The sequence below is a fragment of the Halogeometricum rufum genome, assembly GCF_900112175.1.
GTDB lineage: Archaea > Halobacteriota > Halobacteria > Halobacteriales > Haloferacaceae > Halogeometricum > Halogeometricum rufum.
In genome coordinates, this window is sequence record NZ_FOYT01000001.1 from 1,405,708 (window position 1) to 1,422,452 (window position 16,745).

Below are 16,745 nucleotides of genomic sequence, written 5' to 3' on the forward strand. Positions count from 1 at the left end.
TTCCATCCAATCAGGCTACTGGACGTACCTGTAACTTCCCGAGGATTTCAACAGAGCCATTTTGGAATTATTATTGGAACCAAGTGCTTTATAGGCTGGGCTTGACCTGCGGCCCAGATTTCTCGGCCTGGGTCTGACCTGCTCTTGAACTGGTTCAGACCTGCTCTTGAACTGGTTCTGACCTGATCCGTTTGTTGTAGTGCGTTTCCGGATGTGGGGCAGCCCTTGCTAGCAGCTACGAAACCCAATCCCGGGCACCAGGGATCTCACGATCCTGTACCGAGGCCCCAAATACCTCGGAAGATCAGTTGCTCACTCGAACCCACGATTGTCGTGTTGGTTATCAGACGCTCTTGAGTCTTCACTCCGGTGTCTCGATTCATCCCGAACGAATTCCACCATCTCCTCAAAACTAATTCTACGGCAATGAATCAGATATTCAACTTCCTTGTTTGAAAGTGGCTTATCGGATCTGAACTTTGACTCTAATCGGTCAAGGTTTACATCGGGATCAGACACCGTGATGTTAACATCGACATCCCGAACCGTGCCGATGCTACCATATGCATCTTCAAGTCCCTCCTCAACGAGACTCTGGATAATCTCTACCGAGTGTACGTCTTCTGATTCAAAGAAATCAAGACCCTCAAGGGACTCAAACAGGCATTGATAGCAGAACGCGTGCATACTTCTAAATCCGCCAGTCATTATCGGAGGCACGTCTTCGTTGACTTCGACGATATCCCACTCTAATTCCGGAGGTCCTAGCTCCTCCCCTTGATGATGCCTCATTATGGGTGATCGGCCATCCGAGGACAGCATTACCTGAAGTCGGTCTTTTGGCTCCATGTGTGCAAACAGAAGTGAGAAATCGGTAATTGCACTACGGACACGTTTTCTTATCCGCATGCGTTGATTTCGATTTGCTGCGTCGCTTTTAGATGAGTTTCCTCGGAGGTATTCGATGTCACCGTTAGTTAGAATCCCGGCAGTTCTATCTGACATAGGTGCGTAACAATGCTCTGTTACGAAACCAATCCCTATTATCCCTCCCGGCACTGTATCAAATGATGCCCACTGAATCATCCATCCCCTGTTCAAAAGGAACTCGCGACTCTGTCAGGGCCCTGAAACGGGGTGGGCAAACGTATGACGAACTGTTGCAGCTAATGGTCACACAGTATGACCCAGACGCTCCAGCATAGTACTCTCTAAGAGCAGCCCGAACGGTTGTTCCGGTCTCATGTTCACTGGTTCCGGGTTCCGTTCGAACCACTCAGCAAGGTCGGAGCAGCAACGGACGTGCTCCTATCCAAAGATTAGTCTTTGGGAGTAAGAGCATTTGGGTCCGTTGTCTGCACTTCCGATTCGCGGTCAAATTAGCAATACACCAAGATAATGGTTCAGACACCTGCTGCCCAAAAATGCACCCAACAGAATAGCTCAGATGACTCGTTTCATTCGCAGATCACTTCTCGTGCTGCGCAGATCGAATCAGGGTGGTCCGATTGAGCGGATCAGATGAGCGTCGAAGCACATTTCGTGAAGCAACGCCACCACAAAATCGGGGTTCCATGAGTGACGGACTTACACCCACGATGCCTGCCGAGGCCGTGGAGTGGTACCTCGCCGAGCGAGAGCCCGAACTCTCGGAGAAGACGTTGCAGAACCAGCGATATCGACTCGAACAGTTCCTCGCGTTCTGCACCGAACACGAGATGGACAACATGAGCGCGATCACGGGACGGGACATTCACCGTTTCCGTGTCTGGGCAAGCGAAGACATTCAGCCAGTCACGCTGCGTGGCTATCTCCAGACGTTCCGTGTCTTCCTCGAGTTCTGTGCGGCTATTGAGGCCGTCGAACCGGGGATGCGCGAACGCGTCCAGATCCCAGAAGTCGAACCGGAAGACGAGGCGCGTGACGAGCACATCGCGGCAGACAGAGCAAGAGACCTGCTCGAGCATCTCGAGAGATTCTCTTACGCTAGCCGCGACCACGTCGTCCTCGCTCTCTTCTGGCACACGGGGATTCGACTCGGGAGTCTTCGCTCGTTCGACGTCGGGGACTTCGACAGAGACACGATGTGTCTCGACCTCCGACACCGTCCGGAGACTGGCACGCCGCTGAAGAATAAGAAGGCCGCAGAGCGGTCTGTCGCAGTCGGTTCCCACTACTGCGACGTGATCGCGGACTACATCGAGCACAACCGGCACGAAGTCACCGACGACCACGGCCGCAGTCCGCTCATTACGAGTTCGCGAGGTCGGCTCTGCGACGGAGCCGTCAGAGAGGCGATCTATCGGATAACCCAGCCGTGTGAGACTGGCGGCTGTCCGCACGACAAGGATCCGGCAACTTGCGAGTACCGACGACACGGTAAGCGCGCTGGTTGCCCATCGTCACGATCGCCTCACGGCATTCGTCGTGGATCGATCACCGACCATCTGCGCAACGGTACGCCGCAGGAGGTCGTCTCCGAGCGGTCGGACGTCTCGAAGGACATCCTCGACCTGCACTACGACGAGCGCACCGAGCGAGAGAAGATGGAACTTCGACGCGAGTTCCTCGAGGGATAACGCATGACGAACTCCACTCCACGACCGATGGGTCGACGTTCTACCAGAGCCTCGGCAGGCAACCGTATTGACCAAGGCCCGGCGAGTCCACTCGGTTTCTACAGAACTAAATTGGACAGCCAGCGCCGTATCTACCACTGAATACGACCACGACCGAAGGGCAGTTGCTACCTGAAATCGGCAAGCGCGTCCGAAGGCATTTGCACCCTCTCGAACGGTCGTACCCGTGCCGGTCATGGGTTTCACTCAGGGCTGCAATTCTACGATAGTAATCTTTGCCCCCGGCCTCCTCGGATGATGACTCGATTAGACAGATGACGTCGAGATTGTGCGCTCAGGTACTGGTCGGTCCAATCGTGAACGAGGGGCGGCCGGTGATTCAGCTCTGTAGAACGTCTCAGACTTCGATAGAAGAGACGTGCTGAATAGAGAGAACATATTTAGCAGAGCCGATGACGAGAGGTTACGTTCTCCGAATACGTATGTGGATGTGAAACTGCTTGGACAGCGGAGCCAACGTGTTCACTCGAATAATCAGTATTCTCCTCCGTGTGAAGTCGTCTCCGATTTATGCCCCGCGGCGTCGTGCGACTATGTACCATGCCACTATACATGGACATCCACAGAGGTGTTGATGGAAGCGCTGAAGACGTTATTGAGGCGCACAAGAAAGACGTCGAAACCCAACAAAAACACGGTGTGAAATATCTGAATTACTGGTTTTCCGACGACGAAGACGCTGTCTTCTGTCTGTTCGAAGGCCCAAGCAAAGAAGCGGGTGAGAAAGTTCACAAAGAAGCTCACGGGCTCACCGCAGACGAGATATTCGAAGTCGAACAGGGCGAATAACTCGAACTGACGGGAAACACGCCTTTTTGAAGAATGATAGAGCTTGTAGGCGTGTGCCTTCCGCCGTACCTAAGCAACACGACCGCGAGGTACGTTCTCTGAAACGGCTGGATTCGCCACTTTTGGCTTCGAGAACGCTCCCTCGCAGAAGAGCGTTCGACAGGATTCCAGGAGCGGGCCACCGCCCCCTTGCCGTTCCGTGACGGAACGGGGATGGTCGGTCGTGTCTACTCTACCGTCGCAGACGCGCTTACGGGTCGATGCCGAACTCGTCCATCACGGCACGAACGATGTTCGCTTCCGCCTTCTGTAGATGGTCGCTGGCCGTCGACGGTGCACAGTCGAGTTCGGCGGCGACGTCTTCGTGAGTCGCTCCGCGGGGCTGCTCGTAGTAGCCGAGTTCGAGTGCGACGACGACTGCCTCGCGCTGTCTGTCGCTCAGCCAGGCCACCGGATCGTCGGCGTGATTCTGGAGACGGCCGATTTCGTCGATCCGTACTTCGACACCATCGGGTGCTGCTTCGAGCGCGCGTTGGAGTGCCGCAGCGTCGCCGACCACGCGAGCAGACATGGCCCCGTCGCGGTAGACGATGGGTTTGCGGACGACGACGCCCGTCTGTTCGCTCGCTCGATGAACGGCGGCGAACAGGGGGGTCTCTCGCGGTCGCATCACGACCAACACGTAGGTCAGACGCTGGACCGTCTCGGACAGTTCCACCGAATCGATCCCAGCGGTCTCGGTCGCCCGCGCTGCGAAGGTCGCTGGGTCGCCGTCGATGGTGTACAACAGCGTCGACTGTTCGTCCGCCGCCATGCTCCAATCGATCAAACGAGCCTCCGAGACGTCAGGCGAATCGGCCAACAGCTCGAAAAACGCCGGTGCGCGGTCCTCGTCGACGTCGACGGTGAGTCGGAGGTGTTTCACGGCCCGTCTATCGACCGAGGCGCGGATAAACCCCACATGCATACCTCACAGAACCTCCATTCCACGAGCGGTCGTAACGCGAAATAGCGATGGAACCCGAGGCGCGGTCCGACAGTCGAAGACAGAGCACCGACGAGAGAGGGGAAAGAACCCTCTCGACTGGTCGCCCGCTCGTCGACGGAACCCCCGTCGACGGGCCGACACTCGAACTGGATCCTGACGGTGCTTCGGGCGTCCGCTTGAGACAGTCGCCTCACCCACTCGTGTCCGACCCGGCCAGTAAGACGTGGGCGACACTGCTGGAGCGTCCGGACTCGGGGGAGACCGATCGGCCAGTCCTCGTCCAGTGGGTGTCCCCGGACTCGCCCGAACCTCCGGTCCACCACCACCCGAAGACGGAGACGTTCAGGACGATCGAGGGGGAGGTCACCGTGGTTCGTGAGGGAGATTCGATTCGACTCGGTCCTGGAGAATCACTGACCGTCGAACCGGGGCGAGAGCACACGTTCCGCAACGATACCGACGACGTCGTCGCGTTCGAGGCCGAACTTCCCTCTCTTCGAACGGCGAAGGGGCTCTACACGGCCTGGGGGGTAGCTCACGAACGCGGCCGCGACGAGGACGGCGACTATCCCGGCCCGGGACTGGTGGAATCACTCGCGGTCGCGGCGGATCTCTCCGGCGAGACGACGATGGCGGCGGTCCCCCTGCCGGGACGGCGACTCCTCTGGGCCACCGTCGGGCGAGTCGCTCGGCTGTCGGGTGCGACCGGCATCGACGATGCGTATCTCGACGACTCGTTTTGGAATCAGCACGTCGAGCAGCCAGCGTGGGAGTAACTCGGCTCTTCTGAAACCCGCTGCGATACGAAACTGTGAGAGGAGAAGAACGGGCTCGACACCGTCCCGGCGTGGTGATCGAGACCGCGATTCACGAACTGTCGACGACGTGTGCGGCGCTCCGGGAGATTCGTCGGCCCCCTCCCGGTGTCAGCGGAAGAGCCGCTGTCGAATCGACCGGGGGTGCGGCCGTTCGGCCAGCAACACGGTCGTGTCGAGGTCGTCGAGGACGGACAGCGTCAGCGACCCGCCGACGATGCGGGACACGAGGCCGCGCTCCGTGGCCCCGACGATGACGAGCGACTTGCCGGCCGCGGCGTCCCCGATGGCGTCCTCGACGTCGCCCGTCTCGACCAGCAGTTCCGCTCCTTCGAGGCCGTGGTCGTCGACCCACTGCTCGAGGAACTCCCGGCCGGCCGTCGGGTCGTCGGCCACGTGCAGCACCGAGACGCGCGCGTCGTTCGTCTCGCGCAGCGCTCGCGCGACGTCCGCGGAGAGGTCCGAGGAGTGCCCGCCGGCGGTCGGCAGGAGAATCTCGCTCGGGTCGAACCCGCGCTCGTCGAGGACGAGCACGTCACACGGGAGGTCGTGCGTCAGTTCGTCGAGCGGACCCTCGACGCGCCCGCCGGCGAGTCGCGTCCCGCTGTGACCCATGACCAACCGCTCGATGCCGTGTTCGCGAGCGAGGTCGAATACTTCGCCGAGGCCCTCGTGCGAGAGGACCGTCCGCGTCTCGACCGACACGTCCAGCCGCTCCGCGTCGCGTCGCGCGTCGGCCACGAGACGCTTGGACGTCTTCGAGATGCGGTCGCGCTGGGCGGCGGCGGCCTCCAGTGAGGTCTGGTCCGGCACCTGAATCACGTGCGTCGCGAGGACGCGCCCGCCCTCGTGTTTCGCGAGTGCGGCGCCGAGGGTGACGAGCGACCGCTCGGTTCGGGGGTTCGAGAGCGCGACCATGGTCGTCGGGGCGTCCGCCTCGCGACCCGAGCCGTTCGGCGCGACGGTGGCCGCCGCACCGACGACCGAGGGCGGCAGGTCGCCGTCCCGGTCGAGGACGTACTGGCCGAGCAGCCCCTGTCTGGTCGTGTTCGTGCGCGCGTAGGCGAAGTACCAGACGACGGCACCGACGACGAAGAGGCCCGACAGGAGGAGTTCCTGTCCGCCGACGAACCCCAGCAGTCCGAGCGACAGCACGATGCCGACCAGCGGCGTGACCGGATAGAGCGGGACGGTGAACGCCGGGTCGTACTCCGGGTCCGTCTCCCTGAAGACGATGAGCGCGGCGTTCATGAGCGCGTAGACGACGAGGTGGAGGACGCTCGCCGCCTTCGCGAGGACCTCGATGTCTCGCCCGAGCGCGGCGATGAAGACGACGATGACCGCCCCCGTGACGACGATAGAGCGGTACGGGGTCGCGTACTTCGGGTGGATCTCGTTGAGCCAGTTCGTGACGATGCGGTCGCGGCCCATCGCGAAGTTGATTCGAGCCGACGCAAGGATGGACGCGTTCGCGCTGGAGGCGGTCGCCAGCAACGCACCCAGCGTCACGATGGTGACCGCCACTCCCGCGAGACCGACGGGGAACGCGACCTGCGTCGCCTGCGTGAGCGGGGCGCTCTGGCTGAGTTCCGTCCACGGCACCACGCCGAGCATGATGCTCACCAGAATCGCGTAGAGGACGGTGACGATGGCGACGCTGCCGATGATCGCCAGCGGGAGGTTCCGGCCGGGGTTCTTCAGTTCCTCGGCGACGGTCGCGATCTTCGCGTAGCCGAGGAACGAGACGAACACCAGCGCCGTCCCCGGGAGGATAGCGCCGTATCCGAGCGGCGCGACGCCGCCGTCTCCGAGGACCGTCGCGAGGTCGAACGACAGCCAGCCCTGGACGGCGAACAGGGCGAGAATCGCCAGCAGGATGGTGACGATGACCGTCTGCACGCCGCCGGTCTCCTTGGCACCGATGTAGTTGACGCCGACGAAGACGGCGCCGGCGACGAGCGCACCGACCTGCACGTCGGTGAGGAACAGCACGTCCGGCATCGGGACGAGCGTGGCGAGGTACTGCCCGAAGCCGATGCTGTAGAACGCGCTCGCGAACGCCAGTCCCATCCAGTCGCCGAGGCCCGCGATGGAGCCGAACAGCGGGCCCAGGGCGCGGTTGACGTAGTAGTAGCCCCCGCCCGCCTTCGGCATCGCCGTCCCGAGTTCGGAGACCGAGAGCGCGTTCACCAGCGCGATGAGACCGCCGACGACGAACGAGACGACCACGATGGGACCCGCGGCGCTGGCCGCCACGCCGGGCAACACGAAGATGCCCGCTCCGATCATCGTCCCGATACCGATGGTCAGCGCCGACAGGAGGCCGAGGTCCTTCGCCAGTTCCTCGTCGCTCATCCGCCGACCTCGGTGTCGCTCTCTCGCGTTCGAGCGTCCGGCGACGAACTGGTGTCACGACCCGGGGTGAGCGAGACGACCGGGAGTGCGGGGGCCGACACGAGTCGGGCGGCGGTGTCGCCCGAGAGGAACCGGGCGAGGCGACTCCCGCCGCGGGGGCAGAAGGCGATAGCCGTCGCGTCGGCGTCGAGGGCCGTCTCGACGACGGTCTCGGCGACGTTCGTTCCGAACGCCACGCGCGTCTCGACGGTCACCGCGTCCCCGAGTCGTGATTCGACGGCGGCGAGAATCTCGGCCGCGTCCGCCCGCCGTTTCGCCATGGGTGCTTTGTCGGCCACTCCGCCGCCCTTCTCGATGACGTGAACCGCGACGACGGACTGAACGTCGTCCAGATGCCGCGACAACGCGGTCACGGTCGCGACGGCGTCGCGTTCGTCTGCGACGGGGACGACGACGCGTTCGAGAAGCGACATCCTGTCAGCCACCTCCGGGAGTCGGCGACGAGAGCGGGTACTGAACCGTCCGGTTCCCGGTTGCTGCCGGCTCTCGTGGGGGTGTCCGCCCCCGAACGTCTCGGCGTGTGGTGGGTGTCGGCTCGTCGTCGACGGATGCGCCGCCGTCGGTGGTCCACGTGTTCATATGCGCCCCCGAAGTTGCGAGATGGCATAAACACTCCGCCTCAAATTTCGATATAAAAAATTAGTGGCCCTTGATTTTCTATATCGATACTACACGGAGACTCGAACGGTGTGCGTCGACCGGGCGCGCTCTGTGACGACGGGGACGGCGAGACGCGGCGACGCCGTCTCGTCCCGGTCCGAGCGCCCATCCCGTCGGCCGCATCCGCCGGCCGACGCCTCTGAATGACTCGGGCCGTCGCGTGACGGACCGCTTCCGTATCGAAAAACTCGGGGCGGCCAGGAAACCGTTATGTGAGTATAGCCGGTATTCGATTCGGAAATCGAAAATCCGCCCCACCCGACATGCCCCACGACAACACCGACTACCGACTCGACGAGATCGACCGACGCATCATCCACGCGCTCATGGACGACGCGCGCAACACGTCCGCCAGCACACTCGCGGCGGAGGCCGGCGTCTCGGGCGCGACCGTCCGAAATCGCATCCACAACCTCGAAGACGCCGGGATAATCCGCGGCTACACCGCTCAGGTCGACTTCGAGTTGGCCGGCGGGAAACTCACCAACCTCTACCTCTGCGACGTTCCCGTCACCGAACGCGAGGCCATCGCGCACGAGGCGCGGACGATTCCGGGGGTGACCAACGTCCGCACGCTGATGACCGGCCGTCGCAACGTCCACGTCCTCGCGGTCGGCGAGAGCACGAGCGACCTCCGACGCGTCGCGCGGCGACTCACGGACATCGGCATCCACATCGAGGACGAAGACCTCGTCGAAGAGGAACTGTTCGCCCCGTACGGTCCGTTCGACCCCGACGACGGCGAACGGGCACCCGAGGCGAACGACTTCATCAGCCTCACCGGGACCGCGAGCGTCGTGGAAGTCACCGTCCAGTCCGAGGCACCCATCGCCAACCTCACACTCGAAGCCGCGGCGGACCGGGGAATTCTGGACGGAGAGACGCTCGTCATCGCCATCGAACGCGGCGACCGCGAACTCACGCCGCACGGCGACACGGTCGTCCAACCGGACGACATCGTGACCGTCCTCTCCAGGGCCGGCGAGGACGCGAACGCGCTGTCGGCGTTCCGCGAACCGCAGTCGGAATCGGAGTCGACCGCCCGGTAGCGGCGTCCGACCGCTGGACGACGGCGGCGAGGTTCGGTCGGTCGTCGCCTCAGTCGCTCGTCTCGGCGGCGTCCGACTCGTCGTCCCGTTCGAGCAGACCGCTGTACGGGCAGACGTACTCGTCTCTGATGATCTGTTCGTCCACGATGTCGAGTCCGAGTTCGTCGAGTTCCTCCGCGATTCGGTTGAGGTCGTCGTGGCTCTCGCCGATGGCGTTCACGTACACGTTTCGCTTCCCGGTCATGATCTCTCGGACGGCCGTGACGCCGTCGACGCCCCGCGCCTGCTTCGAGAGGGTACCGCGCCGCGTCACCGGCGCCGTACAGATTATCTTGGTGTACAGCGGGTAGCCGGCCAGGTCGTAGTCGATGTCGACGTGGTAGCCCCGGATGATACCGCTCTCTTCGAGTTTGTTGAGCCGAGTCCGAACCGTACTCGAGGACAGGTCGAGTTCCGCGGCGATGTCGCTGGACGACGTTCGTCGAGCGTCCTGCTGGAGGTAGTAGAGGATGGATCTGTCGACCGAGTCCAGTTCTCCGTCTTTCATCTCTCGGCCGGTTCGTCGCCCCGCGTCTTAGTCTGCCCGTTCGCGCGTCGTCGGCCCGAACGGGCGGCCGTCGCCTCCGAGCGTCGACGGACCGCTCTCCCGGTCGGCGACGACCGAATTTGAGGACAGTATCCGTGTATAACGATTATATTTTGACGACCCGTCAAAGATATCGTCTGATTTATGGTGTTCTGTCTGCGAATGTGGGTATGTCGCGAAGAGACTCTGCGGAGCGTGAGCCGGCACTCGCCGACGGAACCGCGAGGGCCGGGCGGTATCGACAGCGAGTACGATCATCCGACGGAAGCGGGGCGACGAACGACACGTGCGGCGGCGAACGCGCGGCGTTCGTCGTCGCCGACGTCGGGCGTGAACCGACCGCGTTCTCGGAGGGACGCGTGAGAGGGCCGAACGGCACTACTTCCGGCCGCGACGACACCGCATGAAGGAACTGGAACGAGACCTCGGGCTGCCGTCCGTCCTCGCCATCAGCATCGGCGCGATGATCGGGAGCGGCATCTTCATCCTCCCCGCACTCGCGCTGGAAATCGCCGGCCCCGCGGTGATCGTCGCCTATCTGCTCGCGGGACTGCTCGTGATACCCGCGGCGCTCTCGAAGTCGGAGATGGCGACCGCCATGCCCGAGGCCGGAGGGACGTACGTCTACATCGAGCGCGGGATGGGACCGCTGCTCGGAACGGTCGCGGGCGTGGGGACGTGGTTCTCGCTGTCGTTCAAGGGCGCACTCGCCCTCGTCGGCGGCGTGCCGTACCTGCTGTTGCTGTTCGACCTCCCGCTGAAACCGGTCGCGCTGGCGCTGGCCGGCCTCCTCATCCTGGTGAACGTCGTCGGAGCCAAGCAGACGGGGCGGCTCCAACTCGCCATCGTGGTCGTCATGCTGGGGGCTCTCGGCTGGTTCGCCGCCGGGAGCGCCCCGAGCGTCCAGTCCGCGAACTACGCCGAGTTCTTCGGTTCCGGCGTCGGCGGACTCTTGGCCGCCACCGGTCTCGTGTTCGTCTCGTACGCGGGCGTCACGAAGGTCGCGAGCGTCGCCGAGGAGGTGGAGAATCCGGGTCGCAACATCCCGCTGGGCATCCTCGGTTCGCTCGCGTTCACGACGGTGCTGTACGTCGGTATCGTCGCGGTGCTGGTCGGGATAACCGAACCCGGGAGCGTCGCCGGGTCGCTGACGCCCGTCGCCGTCGCCGCCGAGGTGACGCTCGGCCGCGCGGGCGTCGTCGCCGTCATCCTCGCCGCGATTCTCGCCTTGATCTCGACGGCCAACGCCGGCATCCTCTCGTCCTCGCGGTACCCGTTCGCGATGAGCCGAGACAGCCTCGCGCCGCCGTCGCTGTCGGCCGTCAGCGACCGGTTCGGGACGCCGGTGACCTCCATCACCCTCACGGGCGCCGTGCTGTTGGTGCTCATCGCGTTCGTCCCGGTTCTGGACATCGCGAAGCTCGCGAGCGCCTTCCAGATTCTGGTGTTCGTCCTCGTGAACGTCGCCGTCGTCGCCTTCCGGAACGGGAGCGTGCCGTACGAACCGGAGTTCACCTCGCCGCTGTACCCGTGGATGCAGGGCTTCGGCGTGGTCGCCGGACTGCTCTTGCTCACGCAGATGGGGACCGTCGCGCTCGGCGGCGCGGCCGTCATCACGGTCGCCAGCGTCGTCTGGTACCTCCTGTACGTCCGACCGCGGGTGGACCGCGAGGGCGCCGCGACCGACGCCGTCCGGCGGCAGGTCGGCAGAGACGCCCTCGAACAGGTGGAGATAGCCGCGTCCCAGAACGCCCACGAGGTGCTCGTCGCCCTCACGAAGAACGTGAGCGAAGAGCGCGAGCGCTCGCTCGTCGCGTTCGCCGCCGACGTCGTTCGCCCCGACGACGGCCGCGTGGTCGCCGTTCGGTTCGAGGAGGTGCCCGACCAGGTACCGCTCACCGAACAGGTGACGGTCCAGTCCGACGCCGACCGCTCCTTCGAGCGGCGAGTCGAGGCGCTCTCCGAGGAGTTCGGCGTCGCCGTTGAGGCCGACGAAATCGTGAGCCACGACACGAAACACGCCATCGTCAACCTCGCGGCCGACCGCGGCGTCGACGCCGTCGTCGCGGAACACGAACCGCTCCGACTCCGGTCCCGACTGTTCGGTGACCCCGTCGACTGGGTCGTCCGGCACGCCCCCTGTGACGTGCTCCTCGTGGACAACCTCGGGTACGGCCGCCCGGAGCGGGTGGTCCTCTCCGGCGAGAACGGACCGTACCACCCGCTGGCCGTCGGCGTCGCCGAGAGCGTCGTCGCCGCGAACGACGGCCAGTTGTCGCTCTGGTACCCCGCGGACGCGACCGGCAGCGACGAGGGCGCTCGGACGATAGACGACTACCAGTCCGAACTGAGCCGACTGCTGTCGGTCCCCGTCAGCGCGGAGACGGTTCGAACCGACGGCGGGCGACGGTCTCCGCCCGACCTGTTGGTGCGCCGGGGGTCGTCAGACGCCGTTCGCGACGCCCTGTTCGACGACCGACCCGCGTTCCCCAGTCCGGGGTGTACCACGGTCACCGTCTACCCGCACGAGTCGCGACGGCCGGGGTTCGTTCGGCGGTTCCTCGAACGCGCCACCTTCTGACCGACCCGTCCGCAGGCCCGCCTGCGAAGGCGGTCTCCCGCCCGAGTCCGCGTCTCAGGCGTTCGACTGCCTCATCCGCTCCCGTCCGCCGTCTGCGTCTCTGTCTTCGTCGCCGTCTCCGTCGCTGTCTGCGTCTCTGTCTCTGTCTCTGTCGTCGTCTGCGTCTCTGTCTCTGTCGTCGTCTGCGTCTCTGTCTCTGTCGTCGTCTCCGTCGTCGTCTCTGTCTCTGTTGCCGTCTCTGTCAGCGTCGTCGTCGGCGTCTGGGTCTCCGTCGCCGTCGCCGTCGCGGTTCGGGTCTGTGTTTCGGCCGTCGTCGCTGTGTCCGTCGCCGTCGGAGTTCGCGTCTCGGTGGGCGTCGACGCGTCCGTCGGTACCGGCGTCGGCGTCGCGGTCGGTACTGCGGTGGGCGTCGCCGTCTCGGCGGGCGTCGACGCGTCCGTCGCCGTCGGCGCGGCGGTCGCAGTCGTCGCGGGCGCGTCGCTCTCGGACGCGGTCGCCGTCGATACCGCCGTGCTGACGTCCGTAATCGTCTCGCCGGACCCGCTGTCGGGACCGACGCCGGTGCAACCCGAGAGGACGACCAGAAGTAGTACGACGAGAGGAGCCAAGCGTGTCATCTACTGGCTCCGGTGACGGACTGGACCCCGAATGTTATGCGGTCTGTATCGACAGGTCGCTATCAGGTCTCGGCGGTGTCGAGACCGGTCGCCGTCGGCCGGTACCGCCGGTCAGGGCGCGGACGCCGAACGCCGAGTCAGTTCCCCGCCGTCCGTTCGGCGGTCACGTCGTCTCCGCTCGGACCATCTCCTCGAACCGCGCCAGTCCCGTCTCGATGCGCGCCCCGTCGTTGGCGAAACTGAATCGCAGGTACCCCTCGCCGGCGTCGCCGAACGCGCTTCCCGGCGCGGCGACGACGTCGTACTCGTAGAGGAGTCGCTCCGCGACGTCCATGCTCGTCCCCGGGAGGTCGCTCACGTCCACGAAGGCGTAGAAGGCCCCCTCGGGACGGGCCATCGAGACGCCGGGAATCTCGCCCATTCGCTCCACGAACAGGTCGCGCCGTCGCTCGAACGCCGCCTTCATCTCCCGGACGGGCGCTTCGGGGCCGGTGAGCGCCGCGAGGGCGGCGTACTGGGCGGGCGTGTTCACGCAGGAGGTGGTGCTCTCGTGAATCTTCGTCACCGCCGCCGTCACCGCCTCCGGACCGCTGAGCCACCCGACGCGCCACCCCGTCATCGCGTACGTCTTCGAGCAGGAGTCGACGGTGACGACGCGTTCGGGGTGGTCGGTCACGGCCGCGAGACTCGGCTGGGACCCCTCGTAGACGAGTTCGTGGTACACCTCGTCGGCGACGACGACGGCGTCGTGGTCGGCGGCGGCCTCGACGACCCGTTCCATCTCGTCCGTGTCGAACACGCGGCCGGTCGGGTTCGACGGCGAGGTGAGGACGACGGCGCCGGTGCGGTCCGTGACGGCGTCGACGACCCGGTCCGCGTCGAACGCGAAGCCCTCGTCGGCCGGCAGGGCGACTTCGACCGGCGTCGCCCCCGCGAGTTCCGTCTGCGAGAGCGGGTTCGGCCACGCGGGCGTCGGCACGACCACCTCGTCGCCGGGGTCGGTCACCGTCAGGAGGGTCAGATAGAGCGCTTCGACGCCGCCCGTCGTGACCACGACCCGGTCGGCGTCGGCGGCCACGTCGCGGCCGCGCAGTCGGTCGGCGATGGCCTCGCGAAGGGGAGCGATGCCCGCGTTCGCCGTGTAGTTCGTCTCGCCGTCCCGCGCCGCCGTCGCCGCCGCCTCGACGACGTGGTCGGGCGTCCGGAAGTCGGGTTCGCCGACTTCGAGGTGGACGACGTCGTCGCCGTCGTGCGCGGCCGCGAGGTCGAACAGCCGCCGTATCTGCTGCGGTTCTATCTCCGCCACCCGGTTCGAGACGGTCGGGTCGGTCATCGGTTCTCCTGCGTCGTCGGGGGCCTTGGCTGTTGGGTCGCCGGCGGCCGTCGTTCGCTCCCCGTTCGCACTCCCGTGCGCCCCCGGTCAGCCTTCGTCGGCCGTAAGAAAGTCCACGCGACCCCGAAAACGCCGAGGGGAGACACGATGAGTTCCGAAACGTCCGACCCGTCCGGCGCGTCGCTCTCGTACCGGCACATCCTCGAACGCGAGATGGAGAACGCGCTACAGGAGATACACCGCCCGCCGGGCGGCGTCTTCCTCTCGGCGTTCGCCGCCGGTCTCAACCTGAGTTTCGGGGCGCTGTTCATGGCGATGGCGCTGACGTTCTCGGGCGGGTTCGACTCCACGCTCGTCCAGCAGGCGGTGTTGGCCGGCGTCTCCGCCGTCGCCTTCCTGTTCGTCGTCGTCGGCCAGACGGAACTGTTCACCGCGCACTCGACGATGGCCGTCCTCCCCGTCCTCGACGGGCGCGCGTCGCTCGCGGACCTCGCGCGCGTCTGGGGCGTGACGTACGCGGGGAACCTCCTCGGCTGTGCGGCGTTCGCCGTCCTCGCCGCCACACTCGGGCCGGCGATGGGCGTCGTCGCGCCGCGGGCGTTCGGCACGCTGGCGTCCGCACTCCTCCCGTTCCCGTGGTGGGTGATTCTTCTCAGCGGCGTCGTCGCCGGCTGGCTGATGGGGCTCGTGACGTGGCTCTCGGCGGCCAGTCGCGACACCGTCGGCCGAGTGCTGTTCGTCCTCCTCGGCACCGCGACGATCGGCTTCGGCCCGTTCCACCACAGCATCCTCGGGACGACGGAGGTGCTGACGGCGGCGATACTCCTCGGGGACGTCGGCGTCGACGGCTTCGCGCACTTCCTCGTGTGGACGACGCTCGGCAACGTCGTCGGCGGGTCCGTCTTCGTCGGCCTGCTCAACTACGGCCACGTCGCGCTGGCGGGCGAGGAACACGACGTGGAGTTCGAGTGACGACGCGCGTCGACGGCCGTCGCGTCGCGGCGGCGCGCGTTCGCCGGACGCTCACCACCGGTCTTCGAGGTGGTCGCGCGACCCCTCGCTTCGGGACCGGTCGTCGCGAGACCGGGTGCCGTCGGCGACCCGATGTCCGGTCTGGTCCGCTCTCCCCTCTAACGCGTCGGCGATGCGCTCGACGGAGTCGACGAGGCGGACGAACGCGCCGAGGAGGTAGTACGCGAGGAACAGGCCGTACACGAGGGCGCAGAACAGGACGCCGAGCAGAATCTGTCCGGCGACGACGACGCTGTACGCGAGGACGAGGAGGCAGAGTACCGCGACTCCTGCCTTGACGCCCCGGGACGGGGCGGACGGCTGGTCGGACATGACCGGGTGTTGCACCGTTCAGGGTATCAAGATTGTCCCCTCGACACTACACTTAATTACCCCCTCGATGAACGGTTCGACGTGCCTCTGCAGGGAGACAGTCGGGGGGTGAGCGACGTGCTGGGGTTCGTCCTCGTGTTCGGCCTCGTCGTCGCCTCCGTCGGAACGGTGTACGCCTTCGGGGTGGGGGAACTCCGAGACGCGCGCGACTACGAACGGGTAAACAACGCCGAACGCGCGTTCGAGGTGTTCGCCGACAACGTCGACGACGTGGCCCGCCGCGGCGCGCCGAGTCGCGGAACGGAACTCAAACTCGCCGACTCCACGCTCGGATACGGCGAGACGACGGTGAACGTCAGCCTCGACGCCACGCCGGCGACGCCCGCCGCGAACGCGAACAACTCGACGGGTGCCGTCTCGCTGTCGCCCGTCGTGATGACCCTCGGCGACGCCGGCGAGGTGCGGTACGCGACGGGGGCCGTCCTGCGGACGGACGGGGACGGCCCGCCGCGGATGGTCCACGAACCCGACTTCGTCTTCGACGAGGACCGCGTCGTCGTCCAACTCGTGCGGTCGGTTCCTCAGGGGACCACGCAGGTGGGGGGCGAGCGAATCGCCCGCATCCGGACCGTCGAGACGTCCCGGACGACGCTCCTGACGCGGACCGACGCGTCAGTGACGCTCCGGTTCAACGTCTCGTCGCCGTACGCGCCGGCGTGGGGCGACTACTTCGAGTCGGAAGGGTTCTCCTGCGACGCCTACACCGACAGTTCGACCGAGGTGTCCTGCAGTCTCGACGACGTGTCGCGCGTCTCCGTCGTCCGCGCCACCGTCCAGACGGCGTTCGAGTGACGCCAGGCGGCGTTCGAGTGATGCAGAGGGCGACGCGAGCGGGGTCACAACCGACGTGGTTCGACCCGGCGGCGGTG

Annotated in this window: 15 protein-coding genes; 7 read left to right on the plus strand and 8 right to left on the minus strand. The window is 65.3% G+C overall.

The window, feature by feature from the left end; translation table 11 throughout:
- Positions 1 to 312: 312 nt before the first annotated feature.
- Positions 313 to 849: a hypothetical protein gene (locus BM310_RS20900; RefSeq protein ID WP_143105126.1), complete on the minus strand. Its 537-nt coding sequence runs from the start codon at positions 847 to 849 to the stop codon at positions 313 to 315.
- Positions 850 to 1,574: 725 nt separating this feature from the next.
- Between BM310_RS20900 and BM310_RS07345 the strand changes: the two genes are divergently transcribed.
- Positions 1,575 to 2,579, plus strand: coding sequence for a tyrosine-type recombinase/integrase (locus tag BM310_RS07345; RefSeq protein WP_089806053.1), 1,005 nt, complete (start codon positions 1,575 to 1,577; stop codon positions 2,577 to 2,579).
- 600 nt (positions 2,580 to 3,179) lie between these two features.
- A complete protein-coding gene (locus BM310_RS07350) occupies positions 3,180 to 3,428 on the plus strand; it encodes a DUF4242 domain-containing protein (RefSeq protein WP_143105127.1) in 249 nt (82 codons plus the stop codon).
- Between the two features lie 250 nt (positions 3,429 to 3,678).
- On the opposite strand, the gene BM310_RS07355 is transcribed toward BM310_RS07350, so the two are convergent.
- Positions 3,679 to 4,353 carry a helix-turn-helix domain-containing protein gene (locus tag BM310_RS07355; protein ID WP_218156418.1) on the minus strand — a complete coding sequence of 225 codons (675 nt, stop codon included), beginning with the start codon at positions 4,351 to 4,353 and terminating at the stop codon, positions 3,679 to 3,681.
- 263 nt (positions 4,354 to 4,616) lie between these two features.
- Here BM310_RS07355 and BM310_RS07360 point away from each other — a divergent pair, with 263 nt between their 5' ends.
- Positions 4,617 to 5,192: a cupin domain-containing protein gene (locus BM310_RS07360; RefSeq protein WP_218156419.1), complete on the plus strand. Its 576-nt coding sequence runs from the start codon at positions 4,617 to 4,619 to the stop codon at positions 5,190 to 5,192.
- 150 nt (positions 5,193 to 5,342) lie between these two features.
- On the opposite strand, the gene BM310_RS07365 is transcribed toward BM310_RS07360, so the two are convergent.
- Both BM310_RS07365 and BM310_RS07370 read right to left on the minus strand, forming a co-directional pair.
- Complete coding sequence (locus BM310_RS07365; protein ID WP_089806060.1) at positions 5,343 to 7,586, minus strand: amino acid permease; 2,244 nt, start codon at positions 7,584 to 7,586, stop codon at positions 5,343 to 5,345.
- Complete coding sequence (locus tag BM310_RS07370) at positions 7,583 to 8,071, minus strand: universal stress protein (RefSeq protein ID WP_218156420.1); 489 nt, start codon at positions 8,069 to 8,071, stop codon at positions 7,583 to 7,585. Before BM310_RS07370 ends, BM310_RS07365 begins: the two co-directional genes overlap by 4 nt.
- Before the next feature lie 498 nt (positions 8,072 to 8,569).
- Here BM310_RS07370 and BM310_RS07375 point away from each other — a divergent pair, with 498 nt between their 5' ends.
- The gene (locus BM310_RS07375; protein ID WP_089806064.1) at positions 8,570 to 9,355 is read left to right on the plus strand and encodes an Lrp/AsnC family transcriptional regulator; all 786 of its coding nucleotides are present in this window, start codon (positions 8,570 to 8,572) and stop codon (positions 9,353 to 9,355) included.
- Between the two features lie 49 nt (positions 9,356 to 9,404).
- On the opposite strand, the gene BM310_RS07380 is transcribed toward BM310_RS07375, so the two are convergent.
- Positions 9,405 to 9,902 carry an Lrp/AsnC family transcriptional regulator gene (locus tag BM310_RS07380; RefSeq protein ID WP_089806066.1) on the minus strand — a complete coding sequence of 166 codons (498 nt, stop codon included), beginning with the start codon at positions 9,900 to 9,902 and terminating at the stop codon, positions 9,405 to 9,407.
- A 442-nt stretch (positions 9,903 to 10,344) separates the two neighbouring features.
- On the opposite strand from BM310_RS07380, the gene BM310_RS07390 reads away from it, so the two are divergent.
- Positions 10,345 to 12,522 (plus strand): amino acid permease, encoded by a 2,178-nt coding sequence (locus tag BM310_RS07390; protein WP_089806070.1) that lies wholly within the window; start codon positions 10,345 to 10,347, stop codon positions 12,520 to 12,522.
- A 54-nt stretch (positions 12,523 to 12,576) separates the two neighbouring features.
- Here BM310_RS07390 and BM310_RS07395 read toward each other — a convergent pair whose 3' ends face one another.
- Positions 12,577 to 13,089, minus strand: a complete 513-nt coding sequence (locus BM310_RS07395) for a hypothetical protein (protein WP_089806072.1) — start codon at positions 13,087 to 13,089, stop codon at positions 12,577 to 12,579.
- Between the two features lie 213 nt (positions 13,090 to 13,302).
- Positions 13,303 to 14,472: a pyridoxal phosphate-dependent aminotransferase gene (locus BM310_RS07400; protein WP_089806074.1), complete on the minus strand. Its 1,170-nt coding sequence runs from the start codon at positions 14,470 to 14,472 to the stop codon at positions 13,303 to 13,305.
- Between the two features lie 147 nt (positions 14,473 to 14,619).
- On the opposite strand from BM310_RS07400, the gene BM310_RS07405 reads away from it, so the two are divergent.
- Positions 14,620 to 15,444, plus strand: a complete 825-nt coding sequence (locus BM310_RS07405) for a formate/nitrite transporter family protein (RefSeq protein WP_089806076.1) — start codon at positions 14,620 to 14,622, stop codon at positions 15,442 to 15,444.
- A 51-nt stretch (positions 15,445 to 15,495) separates the two neighbouring features.
- On the opposite strand, the gene BM310_RS07410 is transcribed toward BM310_RS07405, so the two are convergent.
- Positions 15,496 to 15,816: a hypothetical protein gene (locus BM310_RS07410; RefSeq protein WP_089806078.1), complete on the minus strand. Its 321-nt coding sequence runs from the start codon at positions 15,814 to 15,816 to the stop codon at positions 15,496 to 15,498.
- Between the two features lie 81 nt (positions 15,817 to 15,897).
- On the opposite strand from BM310_RS07410, the gene BM310_RS07415 reads away from it, so the two are divergent.
- Entirely contained in the window at positions 15,898 to 16,668 is a 771-nt protein-coding gene (locus BM310_RS07415; RefSeq protein ID WP_089806079.1) for a DUF7289 family protein, read from the plus strand.
- The last annotated feature ends 77 nt before the right edge of the window (positions 16,669 to 16,745 follow it).